Annotated in this window: 17 protein-coding genes; 8 read left to right on the top strand and 9 right to left on the bottom strand. The window is 67.7% G+C overall.

What is annotated here, in order from left to right; all coding sequences use genetic code 11:
* Positions 1-102: 102 nt before the first annotated feature.
* The 4 genes from AC3A4T_RS01850 to AC3A4T_RS01835 all read right to left on the bottom strand — a co-directional run bounded on the left by AC3A4T_RS01850 (position 103) and on the right by AC3A4T_RS01835 (position 3722).
* Positions 103-648 carry a hypothetical protein gene (locus tag AC3A4T_RS01850; protein ID WP_487673811.1) on the bottom strand — a complete coding sequence of 182 codons (546 nt, stop codon included), beginning with the start codon at positions 646-648 and terminating at the stop codon, positions 103-105.
* A 286-nt stretch (positions 649-934) separates the two neighbouring features.
* Positions 935-2161: an endonuclease/exonuclease/phosphatase family protein gene (locus tag AC3A4T_RS01845; protein ID WP_487673810.1), complete on the bottom strand. Its 1227-nt coding sequence runs from the start codon at positions 2159-2161 to the stop codon at positions 935-937.
* A gap of 258 nt (positions 2162-2419) precedes the next feature.
* A complete protein-coding gene (locus tag AC3A4T_RS01840; protein ID WP_036109309.1) occupies positions 2420-2854 on the bottom strand; it encodes a hypothetical protein in 435 nt (144 codons plus the stop codon).
* Between the two features lie 124 nt (positions 2855-2978).
* Entirely contained in the window at positions 2979-3722 is a 744-nt protein-coding gene (locus tag AC3A4T_RS01835) for an arginyltransferase (protein ID WP_056111315.1), read from the bottom strand.
* A 203-nt stretch (positions 3723-3925) separates the two neighbouring features.
* Here AC3A4T_RS01835 and AC3A4T_RS01830 point away from each other — a divergent pair, with 203 nt between their 5' ends.
* Complete coding sequence (locus AC3A4T_RS01830) at positions 3926-4564, top strand: EF-hand domain-containing protein (RefSeq protein WP_487673809.1); 639 nt, start codon at positions 3926-3928, stop codon at positions 4562-4564.
* A gap of 602 nt (positions 4565-5166) precedes the next feature.
* Positions 5167-7359 (top strand): prealbumin-like fold domain-containing protein, encoded by a 2193-nt coding sequence (locus AC3A4T_RS01825; protein WP_487673808.1) that lies wholly within the window; start codon positions 5167-5169, stop codon positions 7357-7359.
* A gap of 225 nt (positions 7360-7584) precedes the next feature.
* Here AC3A4T_RS01825 and AC3A4T_RS01820 read toward each other — a convergent pair whose 3' ends face one another.
* Positions 7585-8880 (bottom strand): RNA polymerase sigma factor, encoded by a 1296-nt coding sequence (locus tag AC3A4T_RS01820; protein WP_487673807.1) that lies wholly within the window; start codon positions 8878-8880, stop codon positions 7585-7587.
* Between the two features lie 416 nt (positions 8881-9296).
* On the opposite strand from AC3A4T_RS01820, the gene AC3A4T_RS01815 reads away from it, so the two are divergent.
* On the top strand, positions 9297-9929 hold the full coding sequence (locus AC3A4T_RS01815; RefSeq protein WP_487673806.1) for a hypothetical protein: 633 nt from the start codon (positions 9297-9299) through the stop codon (positions 9927-9929).
* 240 nt (positions 9930-10169) lie between these two features.
* Here AC3A4T_RS01815 and AC3A4T_RS01810 read toward each other — a convergent pair whose 3' ends face one another.
* Positions 10170-10475 (bottom strand): hypothetical protein, encoded by a 306-nt coding sequence (locus AC3A4T_RS01810; protein ID WP_487673805.1) that lies wholly within the window; start codon positions 10473-10475, stop codon positions 10170-10172.
* A 204-nt stretch (positions 10476-10679) separates the two neighbouring features.
* Between AC3A4T_RS01810 and AC3A4T_RS01805 the strand changes: the two genes are divergently transcribed.
* Positions 10680-11285: a hypothetical protein gene (locus AC3A4T_RS01805; RefSeq protein WP_487673804.1), complete on the top strand. Its 606-nt coding sequence runs from the start codon at positions 10680-10682 to the stop codon at positions 11283-11285.
* 226 nt (positions 11286-11511) lie between these two features.
* Here AC3A4T_RS01805 and AC3A4T_RS01800 read toward each other — a convergent pair whose 3' ends face one another.
* The 3 genes from AC3A4T_RS01800 to AC3A4T_RS01790 form a co-directional block, all read right to left on the bottom strand.
* Positions 11512-12363 (bottom strand): hypothetical protein, encoded by an 852-nt coding sequence (locus AC3A4T_RS01800; protein WP_487673803.1) that lies wholly within the window; start codon positions 12361-12363, stop codon positions 11512-11514.
* 1 nt (position 12364) lies between these two features.
* A complete protein-coding gene (gene tesB / locus AC3A4T_RS01795) occupies positions 12365-13264 on the bottom strand; it encodes an acyl-CoA thioesterase II (RefSeq protein WP_487673802.1) in 900 nt (299 codons plus the stop codon).
* A gap of 112 nt (positions 13265-13376) precedes the next feature.
* On the bottom strand, positions 13377-13958 hold the full coding sequence (locus AC3A4T_RS01790; protein ID WP_487673801.1) for an N-acetylmuramoyl-L-alanine amidase: 582 nt from the start codon (positions 13956-13958) through the stop codon (positions 13377-13379).
* 22 nt (positions 13959-13980) lie between these two features.
* Here AC3A4T_RS01790 and AC3A4T_RS01785 point away from each other — a divergent pair, with 22 nt between their 5' ends.
* The 4 genes from AC3A4T_RS01785 to AC3A4T_RS01770 all read left to right on the top strand — a co-directional run bounded on the left by AC3A4T_RS01785 (position 13981) and on the right by AC3A4T_RS01770 (position 18377).
* Positions 13981-14493: an MOSC domain-containing protein gene (locus AC3A4T_RS01785; protein ID WP_487673800.1), complete on the top strand. Its 513-nt coding sequence runs from the start codon at positions 13981-13983 to the stop codon at positions 14491-14493.
* Positions 14494-14835: 342 nt separating this feature from the next.
* On the top strand, positions 14836-15363 hold the full coding sequence (locus AC3A4T_RS01780) for a hypothetical protein (RefSeq protein WP_487674034.1): 528 nt from the start codon (positions 14836-14838) through the stop codon (positions 15361-15363).
* A gap of 13 nt (positions 15364-15376) precedes the next feature.
* Positions 15377-17731: a bifunctional 23S rRNA (guanine(2069)-N(7))-methyltransferase RlmK/23S rRNA (guanine(2445)-N(2))-methyltransferase RlmL gene (gene rlmKL / locus AC3A4T_RS01775; RefSeq protein ID WP_487673799.1), complete on the top strand. Its 2355-nt coding sequence runs from the start codon at positions 15377-15379 to the stop codon at positions 17729-17731.
* A gap of 58 nt (positions 17732-17789) precedes the next feature.
* Entirely contained in the window at positions 17790-18377 is a 588-nt protein-coding gene (locus tag AC3A4T_RS01770; RefSeq protein WP_487673798.1) for a class I SAM-dependent methyltransferase, read from the top strand.
* Positions 18378-18522: the final 145 nt, after the last annotated feature.

Below are 18522 nucleotides of genomic sequence, written 5' to 3'. Positions count from 1 at the left end.
CCCCGATTCTATCGCCCGGATTTCACCGGCGGCGATGGCGAACGGCGATGGCGCATGCGGCGACGGCCATCGCGACAACGCGAAAGACGCGGCCGGCGCGTTCTATGCGCGCGCGAAAATCCGCAGGTCGCTGCTGGTGGCGATCACCAGGCTCAGTCCGGTGGCGGAGAAGCCGCAGGCGCGCACGGTCGAGTCCTGATGGATCTTGTGCAGCGGCGCTGGCTTGTCGTACAGATCGCCGAACAGGTGCGAGCCCGGTTCGGTCAGCACCAGTTCCTGTCCGGGCCAATCCAGTTCGAGCCGATGCACGGCCCAGCCGTCCGCGGTGGTGGTGGCCAGTCCGCCGCCGCCCGCGCCGGCGATGCGGATCGCGCGGCCTTGCAAGGGGCCGATGCCTTGCGCTTCCAGATGGGCATGGTCTTCTTCGTAATCGCCGCGATCGCGCGCCACGCGCTCGCCGCGCAGGCAGTCGAACACGCCGCGCCCTTGGCTGGATACGACCAGCAGCAGATCCGAATCGCGGTCGAAGCCCACCGAACTCAAGCCGCCGACGGCGACATTCGCGATCGCTTTCCAGGGCGCGGGCGGTGGGGTCGTCGGCAGCGAACGAATGCGTTCGCGCAGTGTTTCAAGACGTGAAGTATTCAAGGTCGACATCGGTTGTGGCGGTGGAATCGTTGCGGGTCCGGCCGCGATGGCGGGCATCGGACCGGGCGCTTCATCGAATCGGGCGGCCGACGCGAAGCGCGGCGTCGGCGTGGGTTGCAACTGCTGCGTTGTATAACTCGATCGGCGCGTGCGGATCAGGACAGCGCTCCGGCCTGCACAGCATGCCGGTGTCTCGGCGGAAATTCTGAGGTCTGTGCGTCCGGTTAATGTGATCTTCAGCACCGCGCTTCAGCCCAGGCGGTTGCGGTGCCCGCTCGCGCTGTGCTCAGTTGCTCAGATCGACCCACACCAGGTGATGGTCGCTGGCTTCGGAAATCTTCGCGTCGTCGCTGCCGGCCTTCGGCCAGAACACGCCGGTGTCCTCGACCTTCCAACCGCGCGAAGGCAGCACGTAGTCCAGGCGCAGGGTGCCGGCCTTCGGACCGAAATCGCCGGTGTGCTGTGCGATATCGCCTTTGCGCGGGAAGCCGTAAAAGCTCGCGCGCTCGGCGGCGCCTTCGCTGCGCGGAATGTGGCTCGCATCGACGCGCGGGTGGTCGAGCAATTGCTTGATCGAGCCCGGCACGCCGTCGCCGTCGACGGGATCGGCATTCATATCGCCGACGATGACGAAGCGCGCATCGCTCGCCAGTCCGCCGCAGCGGCCCTGGTCGTCGCACAGCCAGGCCGGCGTGCCGCCGTCGAGGTAGCGCGCCCACAGTGCGATTTCATCGTGATTGCGCGCGCCGTTGCGATCCTCCGGGCCGTCGAACACCGGCGGGGTCGGATGCGCGGCGAGGAAATGCAGCACGCCCAGCGGCGTTTTAACCGGCACGTCCCAATGCGATTTCGACGACAGCCGCATCTGCGGCCACACGCTGGCCGAGTACCAAGTTTTGCCGGTGGCCGGATCGCGCGGCTGGCGCGCGCCGGGCAACGCGCTCCACTTGAAGGTCTGGAAGCTGCGCACCGCGGAGGTGTCGATCGGATAACGCGACAGCACCAGCATGCCGTATTGGCCCGGATGCAGACCGTAGCCCCAGGCGTCGTTGCCGCGCGCGCGGTCGGCGCGCTTTGCATCGCCGGATTGGCCGTCGCCGTCCAGGTCCAGGCCGCTCGGCACGCCGGTGTTGACCGGGGCGAGATAGCGGTAGGGATAGCGCAGGGCGTCGCCGCCGCCGGGCTGGGCGACTTCCAGGTAATTGCGCTGGAACAGGTCGGCCGCGCGGTGTTGCGGGTCGTAGTCGAATTCGTTGAGCAGCACCAGGTCGGGACGTACGCGCTGCAGCACCGCGGCGATCTTGCGCGCGTTGCCGTCGTCGCCTTGCAGGCGCGCGATCAGGCCGCCGTCGGCGTCGTCGTAGAGCGAGGTGTTGTAGGTCGCCACGCGCAGTTGCGCGGTCTCGTTCTGGGCCTTGACCCAGGCCTTGGGATCGCCGTGAACGTTCACTTGCGTGCAGGCCGCGAGCAGAGCCGCGAGGGTCGCGGCGACGTAGGGAAGTGGTCTGGACATGAGCGCATGATGGCACGGCGCGATTCGGGCTTAGTGACAGTTTCGGGCGGTTAGCCGGGCGAGTTGTCGGCGGTTCGGGACGATCTGGAACGATAAAAAACCTCGTGGCCCGCGCGATCGTTCGTGCTGGCGATGCTCCAATTCGGCATCGCAAGCCTCACGCTCGAACCGATTCCCGATTCCCGATTCCCGACTGCACCTCCACAAACAACAACGCCCCGGCAAGCCGGGGCGTCGCGTCGAGCCCGAAGGTTCGAATTACAGGGTGCAGCCGAACGAGGCGTACTGCGCCTTGCTCTGGTCCAGCGCCATCTTGCAGGCGTTGGCCAGCGCTTCCTTGCCCTGCGGCGTAGCAGCGGCCTGGGCCCAGGCATTGCGGCTCTGATCCAGACCGGTCTGGAACGCGGCGCGCTGGGCTTCCGGCACCTTGTCGGTGAGGCAGGCGCTGACCTTGGCCAGGTAGTCGTCGCACTCGGCGACGCCGACGCTGGCGGCGGCCGGAGCAGCGGCCGGCATGGCCGGGTCCATCGGAGCAGCCGGAGCGGCGTCCGGAGCCGGGGTCGCGGCCGGATCGGCGGCCGGCGCGGCAGCGGCGTCGGCGGCCGGGGCGTCGGCGGGCTTGTCGGCGGGCTTGTTACAAGCGGCCAGGCTCAGGGTGATCGCGGCAGCCAGGAACAGGGTGTTCAATTTCATTGCGGAAACTCCATGTGGCGTTGAGTGATGAGGGTGGCGGCTCCATGCCAGGCCTGAGCGGCGCCTTCCCGCATGTCGTGACTACGACGCGGCTACGAAATACACGACCCGCACGCACAGAGTGTTACGAATGTGTAAAAACCCGCCAATCGCGACCATCGAATGCCTCCAACGGTCGGAAACGGCGTTTGTAATCCATCTTCGGATGGCCGGCGATCCAGTAGCCCAGATACAGATGGCCGCGCCGTTCGCGCCGGGCCCATTCGATCTGACGCAGGATCGCCAGCGTGCCCAGGCTGCGATCGGCCAGGTCGGGGTCGTAGAAGGTGTAGACCGCCGACAGGGCGTTGTCGACCACATCGGTGACGGCGACCGCGAGCAGCTTGCCGTGGCCGCGCGGCGCCGGTTCGCGCAGCTCGAGGAAGCGGTTCTCGCTCCAACTGCCGATCAGGAACTGGTCGAACTCGAGCGCGCCGTGGCCGTCCATGCCGCCGCCGGCATGGCGCGAGGCGAGGTAGCGCTTGTACAGCGCGAGTTGTTCCTCGTCGCGTTCGGCCGGGCGCACGCGCATTTCCACCGCGGCATTGCGCGCCAGACAGCGGCGCTGGCTGCGGTCGGGCACGAAGCGATCGACCGGGATGCGCACCGCCACGCAGGCGCGGCAGCCGCTGCAATGCGGGCGGTAGACGATGTCGCCGGAGCGGCGGAAGCCCCAGCCCAGCGCATGTGGATACCACTCGCGCAGACGCGGATCGCGCGGGTCCAGGACCAGATCGCGGGCGGTGCGCTCGGGCCAGTAGCCGCAGGCGTGCTCGCCGGTGTGGAACAGGCGGAGATCGTCGCTGTCAGGCTGAGGTTGCGTGCCCATGAGCGCAGCATAGCGCCGCGTTCGCCCGATGCGCAGGCCGGCGTCGGAGTTTTGCGCTGTCGGCGACGGGTTAGCGACGGCTCGACGCGGATCGGCCGGCTGTCGCGCCGATGAATGTCCGCGCCCGCGTGTCAACCGCCTTACGGCGGGGACGTTGATCCGCTCATCGGCGCCACGGTGGCGCCTGCCGCAGGAGTCAACGCATGACCCGTTCCCCCCTCTATGTCGCCGCGCTCGCCGCGGCCATGCTCGCCGGCGCGGCCATCGCCGCGCCCCAGACCGACACCGCCGCGCCGCAGCGCCAGCGGATCAAGCTCGACGCCAACAACGACGGCGTGATCACCCGCGAGGAAGCGTCCAAGCTGCCGCGCCTGGCGGAGAACTTCGACAAGCTCGACAAGAACCGCGACGGCAAGCTCGATGCGAGCGAACGCCCGCAGCGTCGCGGTGGCCGCGAACACGGCGGTCGTGGCGGGCACGGTGGCCACGGCGGTCCGGCCGCGCTCGACACCGACGGCGACGGTCGAATCAGTCAGGCCGAAGCGGCGAAGTCGCCGCGCCTGGGCGACAAGTTCGCGCAGATCGATCGCAACCGCGACGGCTACATCGTGCGCAGCGAGCTGCACGCTTACTTCGAAAGCGAGCGGCCCAAGCGCGAAGCCGAACGCGCCAAGCGCTTCGACGAGAAGTTCGCCGCCGCCGATCTCAATCACGACGGCAAGCTCAGCAAGATCGAGGTCGAGGAAAAGATGCCGCGCCTGGCCAAGAGCTTCGCGTTCCTCGACGAGAACCGCGACGGCTTCCTGACCAAGGCCGATCTCAAGCCCACGCCGCATCGTTGAGGCGAACGCGGGTTGCGCCGCATCGGAGTCGGGTTCGTTTCCGATGCGGCGCGTGGCGGCCGCACGCGCGGCTTGGTTCCAGCGCACTGAAACGATCGGTATCGATCGCGCCGCGGATCGATGGAGGTCGGCTCGGCGCGTCGGGCGGTCCGGTCCGGATCTGGCCGCATGCGCCGGGTAAACCGGCAGACAAGAATCTGATTGAATTGTTGTGACTATTTGACTCAGTTTATGTGGCTTGGCGTCGAGTCGGTTGCAAGCGTTTTGCGCAGCGGTCGTTTCGGCCCGGATGAATTAGCTGCACGAAATCAGGAGTTTTTTGCAGATGCATGCTTTTTTAGTGGATCTAGCGTGCCTCTTGTGAACATAAACTGCGCGAAATAATTTTATTTTCGCTGAGGCCGCGCGCAGTCTTCTGTTTTCGAATTTTTGGGATTAGTAAGTAGTGCCATGGCATCCGCGAATCGCGATGCCGATACGTCGCATAGGGGAGCGATGCTATGGCGCTATGGCACCTGTTCAATGCACAGCCGATCGGATCCCGCGCTTTGCCGGGGCGGCGCCGCCGCCTCGCGGTCGCGGCTCTCGCGATCGTCGCGACGATGCTGGCGCCGGCCGCGCAGGCCGATCGCGCGTTCGCGCCGCGCTACCAGAACCCGGCCGTCAACGGCGACATCACCGGCATCGGCAATATCAACCTGCATTGCGGCGGCAACATCATCTTGTGTACGCAGGCGCAGAGCGGCAGCGTCACCGTCGTCAATCAGGACCCGGCCATCGCCATGGTCTATGTCGATGTCGACAGCGACCCGACCACGTTCAATTCCAGCAGCGCCACGCTCGCGCTTCCGACCGGATCGACCGTGCTGTTCGCCGGCCTGTACTGGAGTGGCGTCAGCGCTTCGCTCGCGCGCAACGCCGTGCGTCTGCGCACGCCCGGGTCCGCGCTGTACACCTCGCTCAGCGCCGACGAACTGTTGACGAACTCGGCCGGCGCGTTCGGCGACGCCGCCTACCAGGGCTTCGACGACGTCACCGCGCTGGTCCAGGCCGCGGGCAACGGCAGCTACACCGTCGCCAACGTGCAGACCACCCAGCGCGGGATCGGTTCGTTGGGCAGCACCTGGGCCGGCTGGGCGCTGGTGATCGCCTACCGCGATCCGGCCCAGGCCGCGACCCGCAGCCTCAATATCTACGACGGCCTGCTCAGCGCCAGCGACTCGGCCTTGCCGGTCGACATCGCGTTCGGCGGCTTCATCACCCCGGCCACCGGGCCGGTCAACTCCACCCTCGGGCTGCTGGGCTGGGACGGCGACGATACCACCGACGGCGCGGTCGGACTGCAGTACGGCCGCAACGCGGCCACGCTGAGCAACGTGTCCAACGCGGCCAATCCGGTCAGCAACTTCTGGAACAGTTCGATCTCCCGCAACGGCGCCGACGTCGGCGCGCGCACGCCGAACTATTTCGACACCCTGGGCATGGACCTGGATTTCACCCCGCCCAACGTGCCCTTGCCCAACGGCGCGACCTCGGCCTTGATCCGCGCCCGCGGCAGCATCGACGAGGTGTTGATCTTCGGCATGATCAGCCGCGCCACCGACGTATCGCGGCCCAATCTCAAGGATCGGCTGCTCAAGAGTTCGGCCGATCTCAACGGCGGCGGCCTGTTGCCGGGCGAATTGCTTGAATTCACCGTCGGCACCACCAACATCGGCAGCGATTCCTCGTTGCAGACCGTGCTGACCGATGCGATCCCGGCCAATACCACCTACGAGCCGGGCAGTCTGGTCATCGTCAGCGGCGCCAATGCCGGCGCGCTCAGCGACGCGGCCGGAGACGACCAGGCCGAATTCGATGCCGGCAACAATCGCGTGGTGTTCCGCCTGGGCACCGGCGCGACCGCCGGCAGCGGCGGCACGATCGCGCCCGGCGAAAGTTTCAGCCTGCGTTTCCGCGTGCGGGTCAACGCCGGCGTGGCGGCCGGCACGGTGATCAACAACAGCGCGAGCGTGGCGCATCGCGCCGCGACCCTGGGTCAGGACCTGCTCGACGTCAGCGACGCCGATCCCGCCACGCCCGGCGATCAACCGACCCGCAACGTGGTCGCGGCCTTGCCGCGGATCGTGCTCAACAAGACCAGCCTGCGCGGTGTCGGCAGCTTCGGCTTCACGCTGACCAATACCGCGCAGGCCACCGGCAACGTCACCACCCAGGCCGCGGGCACCGCGGTCCAGGTCGACGGCGACGTCAACACTGCCGGCGTGCAGGCGTACACGGTCGTCGCGGCCGGTACCGACGTGACCATCGCCGAGACCGGCCTGCCGGCCGGCTATACGCTGACCTCGGCGCTATGCCGCAACGCCGCCAACACCGCGGTCGGCGCGCTCGCGGGCACGGTCTACACGATTCCCGGCGCCAGCGTGGTCGCCGACGAAGTGCTGACCTGCGCCTTCACCAACACCCGCAACCAAGTGGCATTGTCGATCGTCAAGAGCGATGCGAGCGCGACCTACACGCCGGGCGGCAGCGCCGTGTACACCATCACCGTGCGTAACGACGGCCCCGACGCGGTGGCCGGCGCGCTGGTCGAGGACCTGCTGCCCAACGGCGCGACCCTCGCCGCCGCCTGGAGCTGCGCGATCGGCGCCGGCACCGGCGCGTGCAATCCGGCCAGCGGCGGCGCGGCCGGCGGCGCCGCGGTCAATCTGAGCGTGGATCTGGACAATGGCGCGAGCGCGACGATCACCGTGCCGGTGAACTTCGCCGCCGCGCCGGAGGCGTATGTGCCATGAGCATGCGCATGACGCGCGATGCGGCGGGCGATGCGAAAAGGGAATGCTCGCGCGCACAACGCACAACGCACAAAGCACAACGCGCGACGCGCGAAGCGGGGCGGCAATGCACGCGCGGATCGCGCGCGATCCGCGGGGACGATGTTGGCGCGGGGGCGCAGCGGAGCCGCGGCGGCGCATTGGGGCGCCGCCGCGGCGATCGCTGGCGGTCGCTACCGATAGCGATCAGCCGAAGCGGCCGTCGCGGAACAGCACGTACACCACCGAGGCGAGCATCACCAGCGAACTCCAGACCATCGCCTGCGGCCCCAGCACCCAGCGATAGACCAGGCTGCGCTTGGGATCGCGGCCGGTTTCGCGGCGGATCCGCGCCATCGACGGCGCCAGCGCGCGCGGCACCACGACCAGCCATTGCCACAGGCTCAATACGATCACCGCCAAGGTCACCGCGAGCGGCACGATCCAGCCGCGGCTGACCTCCAGCGTGACCAGGGTGGCCAACGCGAGCAGCGCGCTGGTCACGCTCATGACCGTGATCAGCCGGCCGATCTCGCGCCGCTCCTGTGGTGTGGCGGCGAAACCGAGCATGTAGCGCGCGATCAGCACCGTGGCGATCAAGCCGCCGACGAAACCGCCGATCACCCCGCCCAGGGTCTGCGAACTGATCGTCGTCATGCGCACGGCGATCGAGGCGCTGTCCAGCGGCGCGCCGGTCATCGCCTCGGACACCGGCGACAACACCCGTTCGACCACGAACACCACCACGCTGCCGACCACGCCGCCGGAGGTGCCGGCGGTGCCGAGCCCGCCCAGGCCGAACTTGCCGGCCAGGCCCGAGCCGATCGACCCGGCCGCGATCGCCGCGGTGGTGGTGCCGGCCGGCGCGATCACGCCGAGCGCGCTGGCGACCAGGGTGGTGAAACCGACCGTGGGCGCGCTGGCCCGCGCGAACACCGCGAAGCGATCGAGCAACTCGCCGCGCACCGTGCTGCGCGCGCGCGACAGGCGCTTGCGCACGGCCGCGTCGCTCAGGCCGAGCAGGGCGGCGACCTGCTGCGAGCTTTGGCCTTCGCGGTAATACAGCAGCAGGACCTCGCGGCTTTCGTCGGGCAGGGCCGAGATCAGTTCGGCCGCGACTTGCGCGCGTTCGGCTTCGATCAGGCGTTCGACCGCGCTGGGTTCGGGATCGGCCGCGGCGGCGATGGCCGCGTCGAAATCGTCGCTGCCGCGCGGCAGGCGCTGGCGCGCGCGCAGATGATCGTTAGCGAGGTTGCGGGTGATCTGGCGCAGCCACGGCAGGAAGCTGGACGGGTTCTGCAGCTTGCGGATGTTCTGCCAGGCGTTGAGGAAGGCTTCCTGGGCGATGTCCTCGCTGGCGTGGACGTCGCGCACCATCGCCAGGGCGATGGCGGTGACCGAGTTCTGGCAGGCGCCGACGATGCGCGAATACGCGGCGGTATCGCCGCGCGAGGCCGCCGGCAGGTGGTGGTCGATCAGCGAATGCAGGGCTTCGGCATTCATCGCCAGACGCTCCGGAGGGCGGGTGCGGGAAGGGCGGGGACGCGGCGCGGCGGGTGGGCGGGTGTCATGCAAGCGGTCTCGAGGCGGCGGCATCCGGCGATGCCTGCAAACCTAGACGTAGCCCGCCGGGAAATGTGACCGACCGGCGCGGCGGCGGCAAGAGCGCGCCCGAAGCCGCGTTCGGACGGGGCGTCGAGCTTCGGCCGTGCGTGTCGCTTGCCGCCGATGCATGGATAGGACGAGTCAGAAAGTCGACGCAATGCGATGAGGTCGGTGTAAATCGCGCGGTAATCCAGCATCCGGCGGCGTCGCCGATCCGGGCCGGTATTTCTAATGAGCCGTCCGCGTTGATCGACACGGACGGCGCGGGCACCGATGCCCGCGTCTCATTACAGAAGTAGATAAGGAGATTATTCATGATTGCTAAATCGCTCCTCCCCCTGATGGTGCTGTCGGCGTTGGCGTTGGCCCCGCTGTCGGTGGCCTGCGCCAACGACGATCCGATTGTCAGAACGGCGAAAACCTCGTACTCCACCAACCACGAGGGCCCGCTGTATACCCAGCTTCTGGAGCGGCCCGCCCTGGCCGGTGCGGAGCAGGTCGTCGACACCCACCTGGTGGTCGCCAACAACGAACTGGACTGCACCGCCGCGGTGTTCGAACTGATCTCGGATGGATGGGCGTATCCGGCGGAAATACAGCCGTGGGCGGATGCATGCGCGCCCTCGCGCGGCGTCATCAATGAAATGGTGCCCGTTTCCCTCCCGCCCGGCGTCATGCCGGGCCTGTGGATCAGCGATATCGCCCGCAAGCCCGATCCGGGACAGACCACGTCGACGATCAAGGGCAAGGTGGTGAGCACCCACAGTCTGGGCACCACGGATTTCATGTTCAACAATCAGATGTCGTTGAACTGGCAGTACGACGCACTGCCGGAGGACAAAACGCCGTTCGGGACGAGAATCCGCACCACTCAGACCAAGGGCACGGTGATCGTCGACGGCAGGATTATCGGTCAACGGTTCGTCCTTAATCCCTTGGAGAGATAAGTCTGGAGACACGCCGTGTGAGCGGCGGCGACCGCGGATCGCGCCAGGGCGGAACATCGCGCCTGGGCCGGACCTAAGCGGCGCGTGATGTAAGCGGCGCAGGATGCGCCCGCAGCGGCATGGCGGTGTTGGTCGCCATGCCGTTTCTCGGTGGCGTGGCAGCCGAGCCCGCGTCGCGCTTGCGTGCGCAAGTCCGTGCGCGTGCGCGAAGCCGGATTGCATTCGCGGCGGGTGCCGCGCTCAGCCCATCGCGCGCACGGTCTTGACCGTCTTGACCACCGTCCAGTTGCCGTCGACCAGCTTGACCTCGGGCGTCTTGTACACCGCCTGCGAGCGGCTGAAGTACGCCGAATACTCGACCGTGCCGGTGCTCGCCGAGGTCGGCCGGAACGCATGCACCTGGATCAGTTCGGCCGGCGCGCCGTCGAGCGCGTGGCTGCCTTGTTCCTCGTCGGGCACTTCCACGCACTGGCTCGCCGGCAACAGTCGCAGGTTCGAACGCGCCAGCGCGGTCAGCAGTTTGCGCGAGGCATCGCTGCGATCCACGCGCAGGCATTGTGTCGTGGATAGGACGAGTCAGAAAATCGACGCAGTGCGATGAGGTCGGTGTAAATCGCGCGGTAATCGAGGACCCGGCGATGCCCGACGGTCCGTGCCCGTAGTTCTAATGGGCCGTCCGTGCCGATCGGCGCGGACGGCGCGGGCACCGATGCCCGCGTCTCATTACAGAAGTAACTATGGAGATTTTTCATGATTGCAAAATCGCTCCTCCCCCTGATTGCGCTGTCGGTGTTGGCGTTGGCCCCGTTGTCGGCGGCGGCCCAGGCCGTCGACGATCCGATCGTCAAAACGGTCAAAACCGAATTCTCCACGAACTACGAAGGCCTCTACACGCAGCTTTTGGAGCGGCCCGCAACCGGCCCGTCGGGTCCCTTCACCGACACCCACCTGATCGTCACCGACCACCTGGGGGACTGCCTCGGGCTGGTCGAGTTTCGCGGCGTGCAGGGGTGGGTCGCCGCGGAGTCGGCGACCATCTGCGCACCCACGCGCGGTGTGATCACCGAGATGAAGACGCCGTCCGGCGTCTCGACGAACAGCTCCCTCTGGATCAGCGGGATCGTCCACGTAACCGAGCCGGGTCAGACCACGCCGCCGACGAAGGCCGTGGTGGTCAGCAACGACGAGCTCGGCCCCATCAGTTTCATGAATCTCAGGCAGCAGATGTCGCTGAAGTGGAAGTACGATGCGAGCCCGGAGGACCTGACGGTGGCGCCAGGTGCGATCAGAGTCCGCAGCACCCTGACCAAGGGGACGATGATGGTCGATCATCGGCTGATCGCTGAGCAACTCTGAGCGGCGACGACATGCAGTGCGACAGGATGATCGCCTCAGCGCGGAATCGCGCTGAGGCGATACGGTAAACAGCGCAGGATGCGATCGGAACGGCATGGCCATGTACGCGCCATGCCGTTCCAACATCGGCATGAGTGGCTCGGGTCGGTCGTATTGCGTCGCGACGTGTTCGAGATGCTCACAGTCGCCGCGCCGCGAACTGGGCTCCCTTCGCGGCGTGTCGCGCTCAGCCCATCGCGCGCACGGTCTTGACCGTCTTGACCACCGTCCAGTTGCCGTCGACCAGCTTGACCTCGAGCGTCTTGTACACCGCCTGCGAGCGGCTGAAGTACGCCGAATACTCGACCGTGCCGGTGCTCGCCGAGGTCGGCCGGAACGCATGCACCTGGATCAGTTCGGCCGGCGCGCCGTCGAGCGCGTGGCTGCCTTGTTCCTCGTCGGGCACTTCCACGCACTGGCTCGCCGGCAACAGGCGCAGGTTCGAACGCGCGAGCGCGGTCAGCAATTTGCGTGAGGCGTCGCTGCGGTCCACGCGCAGGCATTGGGTCGGTTGATCGGCCTCGGCCAACTGTTGCTTGAACACCGCCGCGGCCAGCCCGGCCGGTATCGCCGCGACGCTGCCGTCGAACGTGTGGGTCTGCAGCGCGACCATCGCCGGATCGACCGCGGGCGCGGCCACCGGGCGATTGCGCAGGTTATGGAACATCGCCAGGCCCAGCACCACCGCGATGCACAGCAGCAGACCGATCTTGATCCGGAACGCGCGTTTCTGCCCCGGCGTGCGGGTCTGGTCGATGCTCGACTGAAAACGGAACGGCGCGTGATGCGATTCTTCGGCGCGGGTGCTGTCGATCAGCCCGGCCTCGCGCAGCAGATCGCGCGCGCGCAGCTGATCGCTGGACTGCACCACCCACACCGCGGGACGTTCCTTGGGTTGTTCGGCGTAACTGAAGGTCGAACGCCGGTTGCCCTTGTAGGAGCGGTCGTTGGTGACCCGCACTTCGATCCCGGCGTCGCGCAACAACTGCGCCACGCCTTCGACGTTTTCCAGTCGCGGACTGCTGAATACCTGCCTCATGTCATTCCTTCGCCGGAACCTGCGCGGCGCTGGCGGCATCGCGCACCACCCGGATCAGGCCTTCCTGCGCGCTGCTGGCGACCAGTCGTCCCTGCCGATCGAAGATCTGCCCGCGCGCCAACCCGCGCGCGCCTTGCGCGCTGGGGCTGTCGATCGAATACAGCAGCCAGTCGTCGGCGCGGAACGGACGGTGGAACCACAAGGCGTGATCCAGCGAAGCCATCTGCACGTTCGGCTGGTAGTAGCTGATGCCGTGCGGAAACGTCGCGGTGCCGAGCAGATGGAAGTCGGAGGCGTAGGCGAGCAGGGCGCGATGCAGCTCCGGCGCGTCGCCGACCGGTTCGCTCAGGCGGAACCAGACCTGCTGGAACGGCGGCCGCTTGGGCGGATTGAGTTCGTCGCGCGGATACACATGGCGGAATTCGAACGGCCCTTGCCGCGACAGCCAGCGCTGGACCTTGGTTGGCAAGGTCGCCATGACCTCGGCCGGCACCGCAGGCGCCGGATCGATGTCCTCGGGCTTGGGCACTTCCGGCATCGACAGCTGGTGTTCGCCGCCGTCCTGGTCTTTGTGGAACGAGGCGGCCAGGAAGAAGATCGGCTGACCGTGCTGGATCGCGGTGACCCGGCGCACCGAGAAACTGCCGCCGTCGCGGGTGCGGTCGGCCTGGTAGACGATCGGCGCTTCGATATCGCCGGCCTTGAGGAAATACGCATGCAGCGAATGCGCCGCGCGCGCGGTGTCGAGGGTGGCCTGCGCGGCCGACAGCGCTTGGCCGAGCACCTGCCCGCCGAACACGTACTTGGTGCCGATATCGCGGCTCTGGCCGCGAAACAGGTTGTCCTCCAATCGTTCCAGCGACAGCAGTTCGATCAGTTCGGAGACGGGGGAGGAGGTCATCGGCGCGCGGTTTGGGAGGTCGGGTGGAGTATAGCGGGACGCCCGCCACGGTCCGGCGCGGCGCGGTGGGCCGGTGAGGTTGCGCGCCGACGCCGCGTGACGCGCCGATACCTCAGCGCGGCAACCGCTCCAGCCCGCACCCCGCCAACACCCGCGGCCACGGAAACCACGGGCCCGGATCGAGCTTGCGCTGGACCAGCACCGAGGGATCGTCGCTGGCTTCGACCTGGGTGGTGTCCAGGTCCTCGTGCCCGGCGATGTAGCGCAGCGACGGCAGGCGCTGGCGCAGGTCGCTCAACAGGTCGGTCAGCGCCTGGATCTGCGCTGAGGTGTAGTCCTCGGGCATGGCCTGGCGGCGCGAATCCAGCCAGTGCGGATAACGGCCGATGTTGACCAGTTCGATCCCGATCGAGCGCGGGTTGTAGCCGCGCACGTGATGGGCGATGCGGTCCTCGCCGACATAGCGCAGCACCGAGCCGTCGCGGTCGATGTAGTAGTGGCCGCTGTTGCCGGTGCCGGACTCGGCGTACAGCACCCGCTCGCCGTATTCGCGCGCCGTGGCCAGGTCGGGCAACTCGGTGCAATGGATCACCACCAGGTCGATCGAGGCCGGTTCGCGCGGCGTCAGCCGGGCTTCGTAGGGCAGGGGCGCGGACGTGAGATTCAGGGGCGGCATGCCTGCGGATGCTACCATTCGCCCTCCCACGGAGCCCCCCATGACCCTGCCGCCCGCCGACTCCGCGCTAGGAAAGCTGATGGCCACGTTGCCGCGGCCCGGCCGGGTCGAATGGATCGGCGTGCGTCCGGCGCGGGCGGTGCGGATGCAGGCCCTGGACGAGGTCGTCGCGCAGGCCGGCGCGGGCTTGGCCGGCGACCGCTACAAGGGCGGCAGCGGCAAGCGCGGCGTGACCCTGATCCAGGCCGAGCATTTGCCGGTGATCGCGGCCCTGTCGGGTCACGAATCGCTGGAACCCGCGTTCCTGCGCCGCAATATCGTGGTCTCCGGGCTGCCGTTGCTGGCCTTGAAAGATCGTCGCTTCCGCCTCGGCGGCGCGCTGTTGGAATGGACCGAGTCCTGCGACCCGTGTTCGATGATGGAAGCCGCGCTCGGCCCGGGCGGTTTCAACGCGATGCGCGGCCACGGCGGTCTGTGCGCGCGGATTCTCGAGGGCGGCACGATCCGGCTTGGCGATGCGCTGGTGCCGGTGATCGATGCGGTTGCGGGTTGATCGCGCGATTGGTGCGGATGATCCGGCGTGCTGGTTTGTTTCGCGATCGGTTGCCGCCTCATGATCGCGGGTCGGGCATGACGGTTTCGGCGCGCGCGCCATGATCGCGGGCGTCGGGATGGATTTCATGCGCGATGGTCGCCATGGCTTGTTGTTTGCTGGCGCGATGGGATCCGCGATTGATTCACATCGGTTCTTGGATGATTGCGCGGGAACTCGTGTCTTTGGACTTTCGCGGTGATCTGCAATTACTTCACCTCGGCTCAAAGATGATCACTCCAGGTCACTGCATTCCCGGACTTTCGTCGTGATCTGCCACTACTACACCCCGGCTCAAAGATGATCGCCCCAGGACATTGCATTCTGTCTCATGGCTTCGAAAGCGGTCCCGACGCGACCAAGGTCACCGCCCTGGCCGAGGCGGCGCAGCGTCTTGGCTGGACCCACGAGCGTCCCGACTACACCGACCTGGACGCCAAACGCGAGGTCAGCGATCTGGGCGATGTCTACGCGCGCATCGAGCGTCTGCTCGGGCTGGCGCGCACGGCCGCGCAGCGCGGGCCGGTGGTGCTCGCCGGGTCGAGCCTGGGCGCCTATATTTCCGGCGCGGTGTCGATGCAGGTCCGGCCCGCCGCGCTGTTCCTGATGGCGCCGCCGATCGCGATGGGCCCTGCGCCCACGCTGCAGGCCGCCGATGTACCGATCAGCATCATTCACGGCTGGGACGACGAACTGATCCCGGCCGCCGATGTCGTCGCCTGGGCCCATCCGCGCCGTGCGCGGTTGCTCCTGGTCGACGACAGCCACCGCCTTACGGCGCACGTGCAGGGCAGCGCCGACGCGTTCGCGCGCCTGCTCGAAACATTGTGAGTACCGCGCAAGCATGAGCAAGTTCTACGCAAGCTGCGGCAAGGGTCTGGAATACCTGTTGGCCGACGAACTGATCGCGCTGGGTTGCCAGCGCGCGACCGCCGCCACCGCCGGCGTCAACGTCGAGGGCGAACTCGCCGACGCGCAGCGCGCGGTGCTGTGGTCGCGTCTGGCCAGCCGGGTGTTGTGGCCGATCGCCGAATTCGATTGTCCCGACGAGCACGCCCTGTACGCCGGCGTCGCCGCGCTGGATTGGCCCGCGCACATGGAGAGCGTGCATACGCTCGCGGTCGACGCGCACGTGTCGGGCGAGGCGATCACCCACGCGCGCTACGCCGCGCAGCGGGTCAAGGACGGCGTGGTCGACGTGATGCGCGCGCGCACCGGTTCGCGCCCCGACGTCGACACCGATCAGCCCGATCTGCGTTTGAATCTGGTGATCCGCAAGGGCAAGGCGATCGTGTCGATCGACCTGGGCGGCGGTTCGCTGCACCGGCGCGGCTGGCGGCAGAAACAGGGCGAAGCGCCGCTGAAGGAAAATCTCGCCGCGGCGGTGTTGCTGCGCGGCGGTTGGCCGAAGGTGTACGCGAACGGCGGCGGCTTGTTCGACCCGATGTGCGGCAGCGGGACCTTGCTGATCGAAGGCGCGCTGATGGCCGCCGACGTCGCGCCGGGTCTGCTGCGTCACGGCGCGTTGCCGCCGACGCGCTGGCGCGGGTTCGATTTCGCCGGCTGGCGCACGCTGTGCGAGCAGGCGCGCGAGCGCGAAGCCGCGGGACTGGCCGCGCTGCGTCCGGTATTCGCCGGCAGCGATATCGATCCGCATGCGATCCGCGCGGCGCGCGACAACGAGATCGAAGCCGGGTTGGCGGGAGTGATCGAGTGGAATGTCGCGGCGGTGGAGTCGTTGCAGGCGGCGCCTGAGCGGCTTCAGATCGCGAAGTTTCAAGCCGCGCAGCCTGAAGTCCGTCATCCCCGCCCAGGCGGGGATCCAGAGACTTCAGAGTCAAGTCGCGATAAAGCCCTGGATTCCCGCGTTCGCGGGAATGACGGTCTTGAAGAGGCGATGTCCTCGGGGACCGGCGCAAGCCCGGATGCGAACGCGAAGAGCGATGCGCAGACTCCGGGCCTGGCCGTCTGCAACCCGCCCTACGACGCCCGCCTGACCGCCGATCCCGCGCTGTATCGCGCGCTCGGCGAAGCGCTCAAGCGCACCGTGCCGAGCTGGCGCGCCAGCCTGCTGTGCGGCGATCCGGCGCTGGCCCAGGCCACGACCCTGCGCGCCAGCAAGAAGTACCAGATCTTCAACGGCGCGATCGAATGCGCCCTGATCGTGTGCGAGCCGATCGCGCGCATCGGCCACGCCGAACGCAAGGCGCAGGCCGAAGACGCCGCGCCGCCGCCGTTGAGCGAAGGCGCGCAGATGGTCGCAAATCGCCTGCGCAAGAACCTGCGCAAGCTCAAGAACTGGCGCCAGCGCGAAGCGATCGACTGCTTCCGCGCCTACGACGCCGATCTGCCCGAATACTCGGCCGCGATCGACGTCTACACCACCGACGAACCGCAGCCGCGCACCTATCTGCACGTGCAGGAATACGCCGCGCCGTCCGACATCCCCGAAGCCGACCAGCGCCGTCGTCTCAACGAATTGCTCGCGGCCGCGCGCGAGGTGTTCGCGGTGCCGCGCGAGCGGCTCGCGATCAAGACCCGCGCGCGCGGCAAGGGCGGCAGCAAGTACGGCCAGTTCGATCAGCGCGGCGAATTCATTGTCGTGCGCGAAGGCGCCGCGCGGCTGCGGGTGAATCCGTTCGATTATCTCGATACCGGCCTGTTCCTCGATCATCGGCCGATGCGCCTGCGCATCGCCGAAGAAGCGCGCGGCAGCCGTTTCCTCAACCTGTTCGGTTACACCGGCGCGGCCACCGTGCAGGCGGCGGTCGGCGGCGCCAGCGAGACCACCACGGTCGATCTGTCGGCCACCTACCTGCAGTGGTGTTCGGATAATCTGCGCGAGAACGGCGTGACCGGTTCGCAGCACCGCCTGGCTCAGGCCGACGCGGTGCAATGGCTGGAAGCCGATCGCGGCCGTTACGACCTGATCTTCTGCGATCCGCCGACCTTCTCCAATTCCGCGCGCGCCGACGACTTCGACATCCAGCGCGAACACGTGCGCCTGCTGCGCGCCGCGGTCGCGCGCCTGGCCGACAACGGCGTGCTGTATTTTTCCAACAACTTCCGCCGGTTCCGTCTGGACGAAGATGCGATCGCCCAGTTCGCCCGCTGCGTGGATATCAGCGCGCAGACGATTCCGCTGGATTTCGAACGCGACGCCCGGATCCACCGCTGCTGGCGGCTGGAGCCGCGTTGATGGCGTCCCCTTTTCGTCGTAGCAGCCTCGCGCGTGCGCGTTGCTTGGAGCATCGCGCATGAAGTCGCACCGCAAGCCCGGTACCTGGACCTTCTTCCGTCAGTGGCTCAAGAACCCGTTGCGGGTGGCGGCGGTGGCGCCGTCCAGCGCCGAACTGGCCGCGGCGATGATTTCCGAACTGCCCGACGACGTGAACCGGGTGATCGAACTCGGCGGCGGCACCGGCGCGATCACCCGCGCCTTGCTCGATGCCGGCATCCGCGACGAAGACCTGCTGGTGCTCGAACTCAACGAAGAATTGCACGCGCATCTGCATCTGCGTTTTCCGCAGGTGCCGGTGGTGCTCGGCGACGCGCGCGAGTTGCCGCAGCTGGCGCGCGACGCCGGTTATCTGCGCGCCGGTCCGGCCGACGCGATCGTCTCGGGTCTCGGGTTGCTGACCATGCCGCACCCGCTGCAGCGCGACATCCTCGGCGCGGCGTTCGAATGCCTGCGCGAGGACGGCGTGTTCGTGCAGTTCACCTACGGCCCGGCCGCGCCGGTGGCCGATCCGGTCGCGCGTTCGCTTGGGCTGCAGGTGCGGCGCGGCGATTTCGTATTGCGCAACGTGCCGCCGGCGACGGTGTATGTGTATACGCGGGTGTAGCGTCGGCGTGTACTCCCGGTGGCAACGCCGAGGCCCTAGCGAGCGATCTCTTGCCGAGCCTCGACCGATGCTTTCCCTCTCCCGCTTGCGGGAGAGGGGAGGGTGAGGGCGCTTCTGGGAGCTTTGCGCCATGCTGTTTCCCTCA

The organism is Lysobacter sp. Soil_N_51, from assembly GCF_057655755.1.
The sequence above is the reverse complement of the archived record's forward strand: the minus strand, read 5'-3'. Positions and strand labels throughout refer to the sequence as shown.

What these genes read in the sequence shown, in the direction of transcription:
- rlmKL (WP_487673799.1), top strand. Translation starts at nt 15,377, where the DNA reads ATGAGCAAGTTCTACGCAAGCTGCGGCAAGGGTCTGGAATACCTGTTG.
- AC3A4T_RS01805 (WP_487673804.1), top strand. Translation starts at nt 10,680, where the DNA reads ATGATTGCAAAATCGCTCCTCCCCCTGATTGCGCTGTCGGTGTTGGCG.
- AC3A4T_RS01840 (WP_036109309.1), bottom strand. Translation starts at nt 2,854, where the DNA reads ATGAAATTGAACACCCTGTTCCTGGCTGCCGCGATCACCCTGAGCCTG.
- AC3A4T_RS01825 (WP_487673808.1), top strand. Translation starts at nt 5,167, where the DNA reads ATGCTGGCGCCGGCCGCGCAGGCCGATCGCGCGTTCGCGCCGCGCTAC.
- tesB (WP_487673802.1), bottom strand. Translation starts at nt 13,264, where the DNA reads ATGACCTCCTCCCCCGTCTCCGAACTGATCGAACTGCTGTCGCTGGAA.
- AC3A4T_RS01790 (WP_487673801.1), bottom strand. Translation starts at nt 13,958, where the DNA reads ATGGTAGCATCCGCAGGCATGCCGCCCCTGAATCTCACGTCCGCGCCC.
- AC3A4T_RS01770 (WP_487673798.1), top strand. Translation starts at nt 17,790, where the DNA reads ATGAAGTCGCACCGCAAGCCCGGTACCTGGACCTTCTTCCGTCAGTGG.
- AC3A4T_RS01830 (WP_487673809.1), top strand. Translation starts at nt 3,926, where the DNA reads ATGACCCGTTCCCCCCTCTATGTCGCCGCGCTCGCCGCGGCCATGCTC.
- AC3A4T_RS01785 (WP_487673800.1), top strand. Translation starts at nt 13,981, where the DNA reads ATGACCCTGCCGCCCGCCGACTCCGCGCTAGGAAAGCTGATGGCCACG.
- AC3A4T_RS01820 (WP_487673807.1), bottom strand. Translation starts at nt 8,880, where the DNA reads ATGAATGCCGAAGCCCTGCATTCGCTGATCGACCACCACCTGCCGGCG.
- AC3A4T_RS01845 (WP_487673810.1), bottom strand. Translation starts at nt 2,161, where the DNA reads ATGTCCAGACCACTTCCCTACGTCGCCGCGACCCTCGCGGCTCTGCTC.
- AC3A4T_RS01835 (WP_056111315.1), bottom strand. Translation starts at nt 3,722, where the DNA reads ATGGGCACGCAACCTCAGCCTGACAGCGACGATCTCCGCCTGTTCCAC.
- AC3A4T_RS01800 (WP_487673803.1), bottom strand. Translation starts at nt 12,363, where the DNA reads ATGAGGCAGGTATTCAGCAGTCCGCGACTGGAAAACGTCGAAGGCGTG.
- AC3A4T_RS01815 (WP_487673806.1), top strand. Translation starts at nt 9,297, where the DNA reads ATGATTGCTAAATCGCTCCTCCCCCTGATGGTGCTGTCGGCGTTGGCG.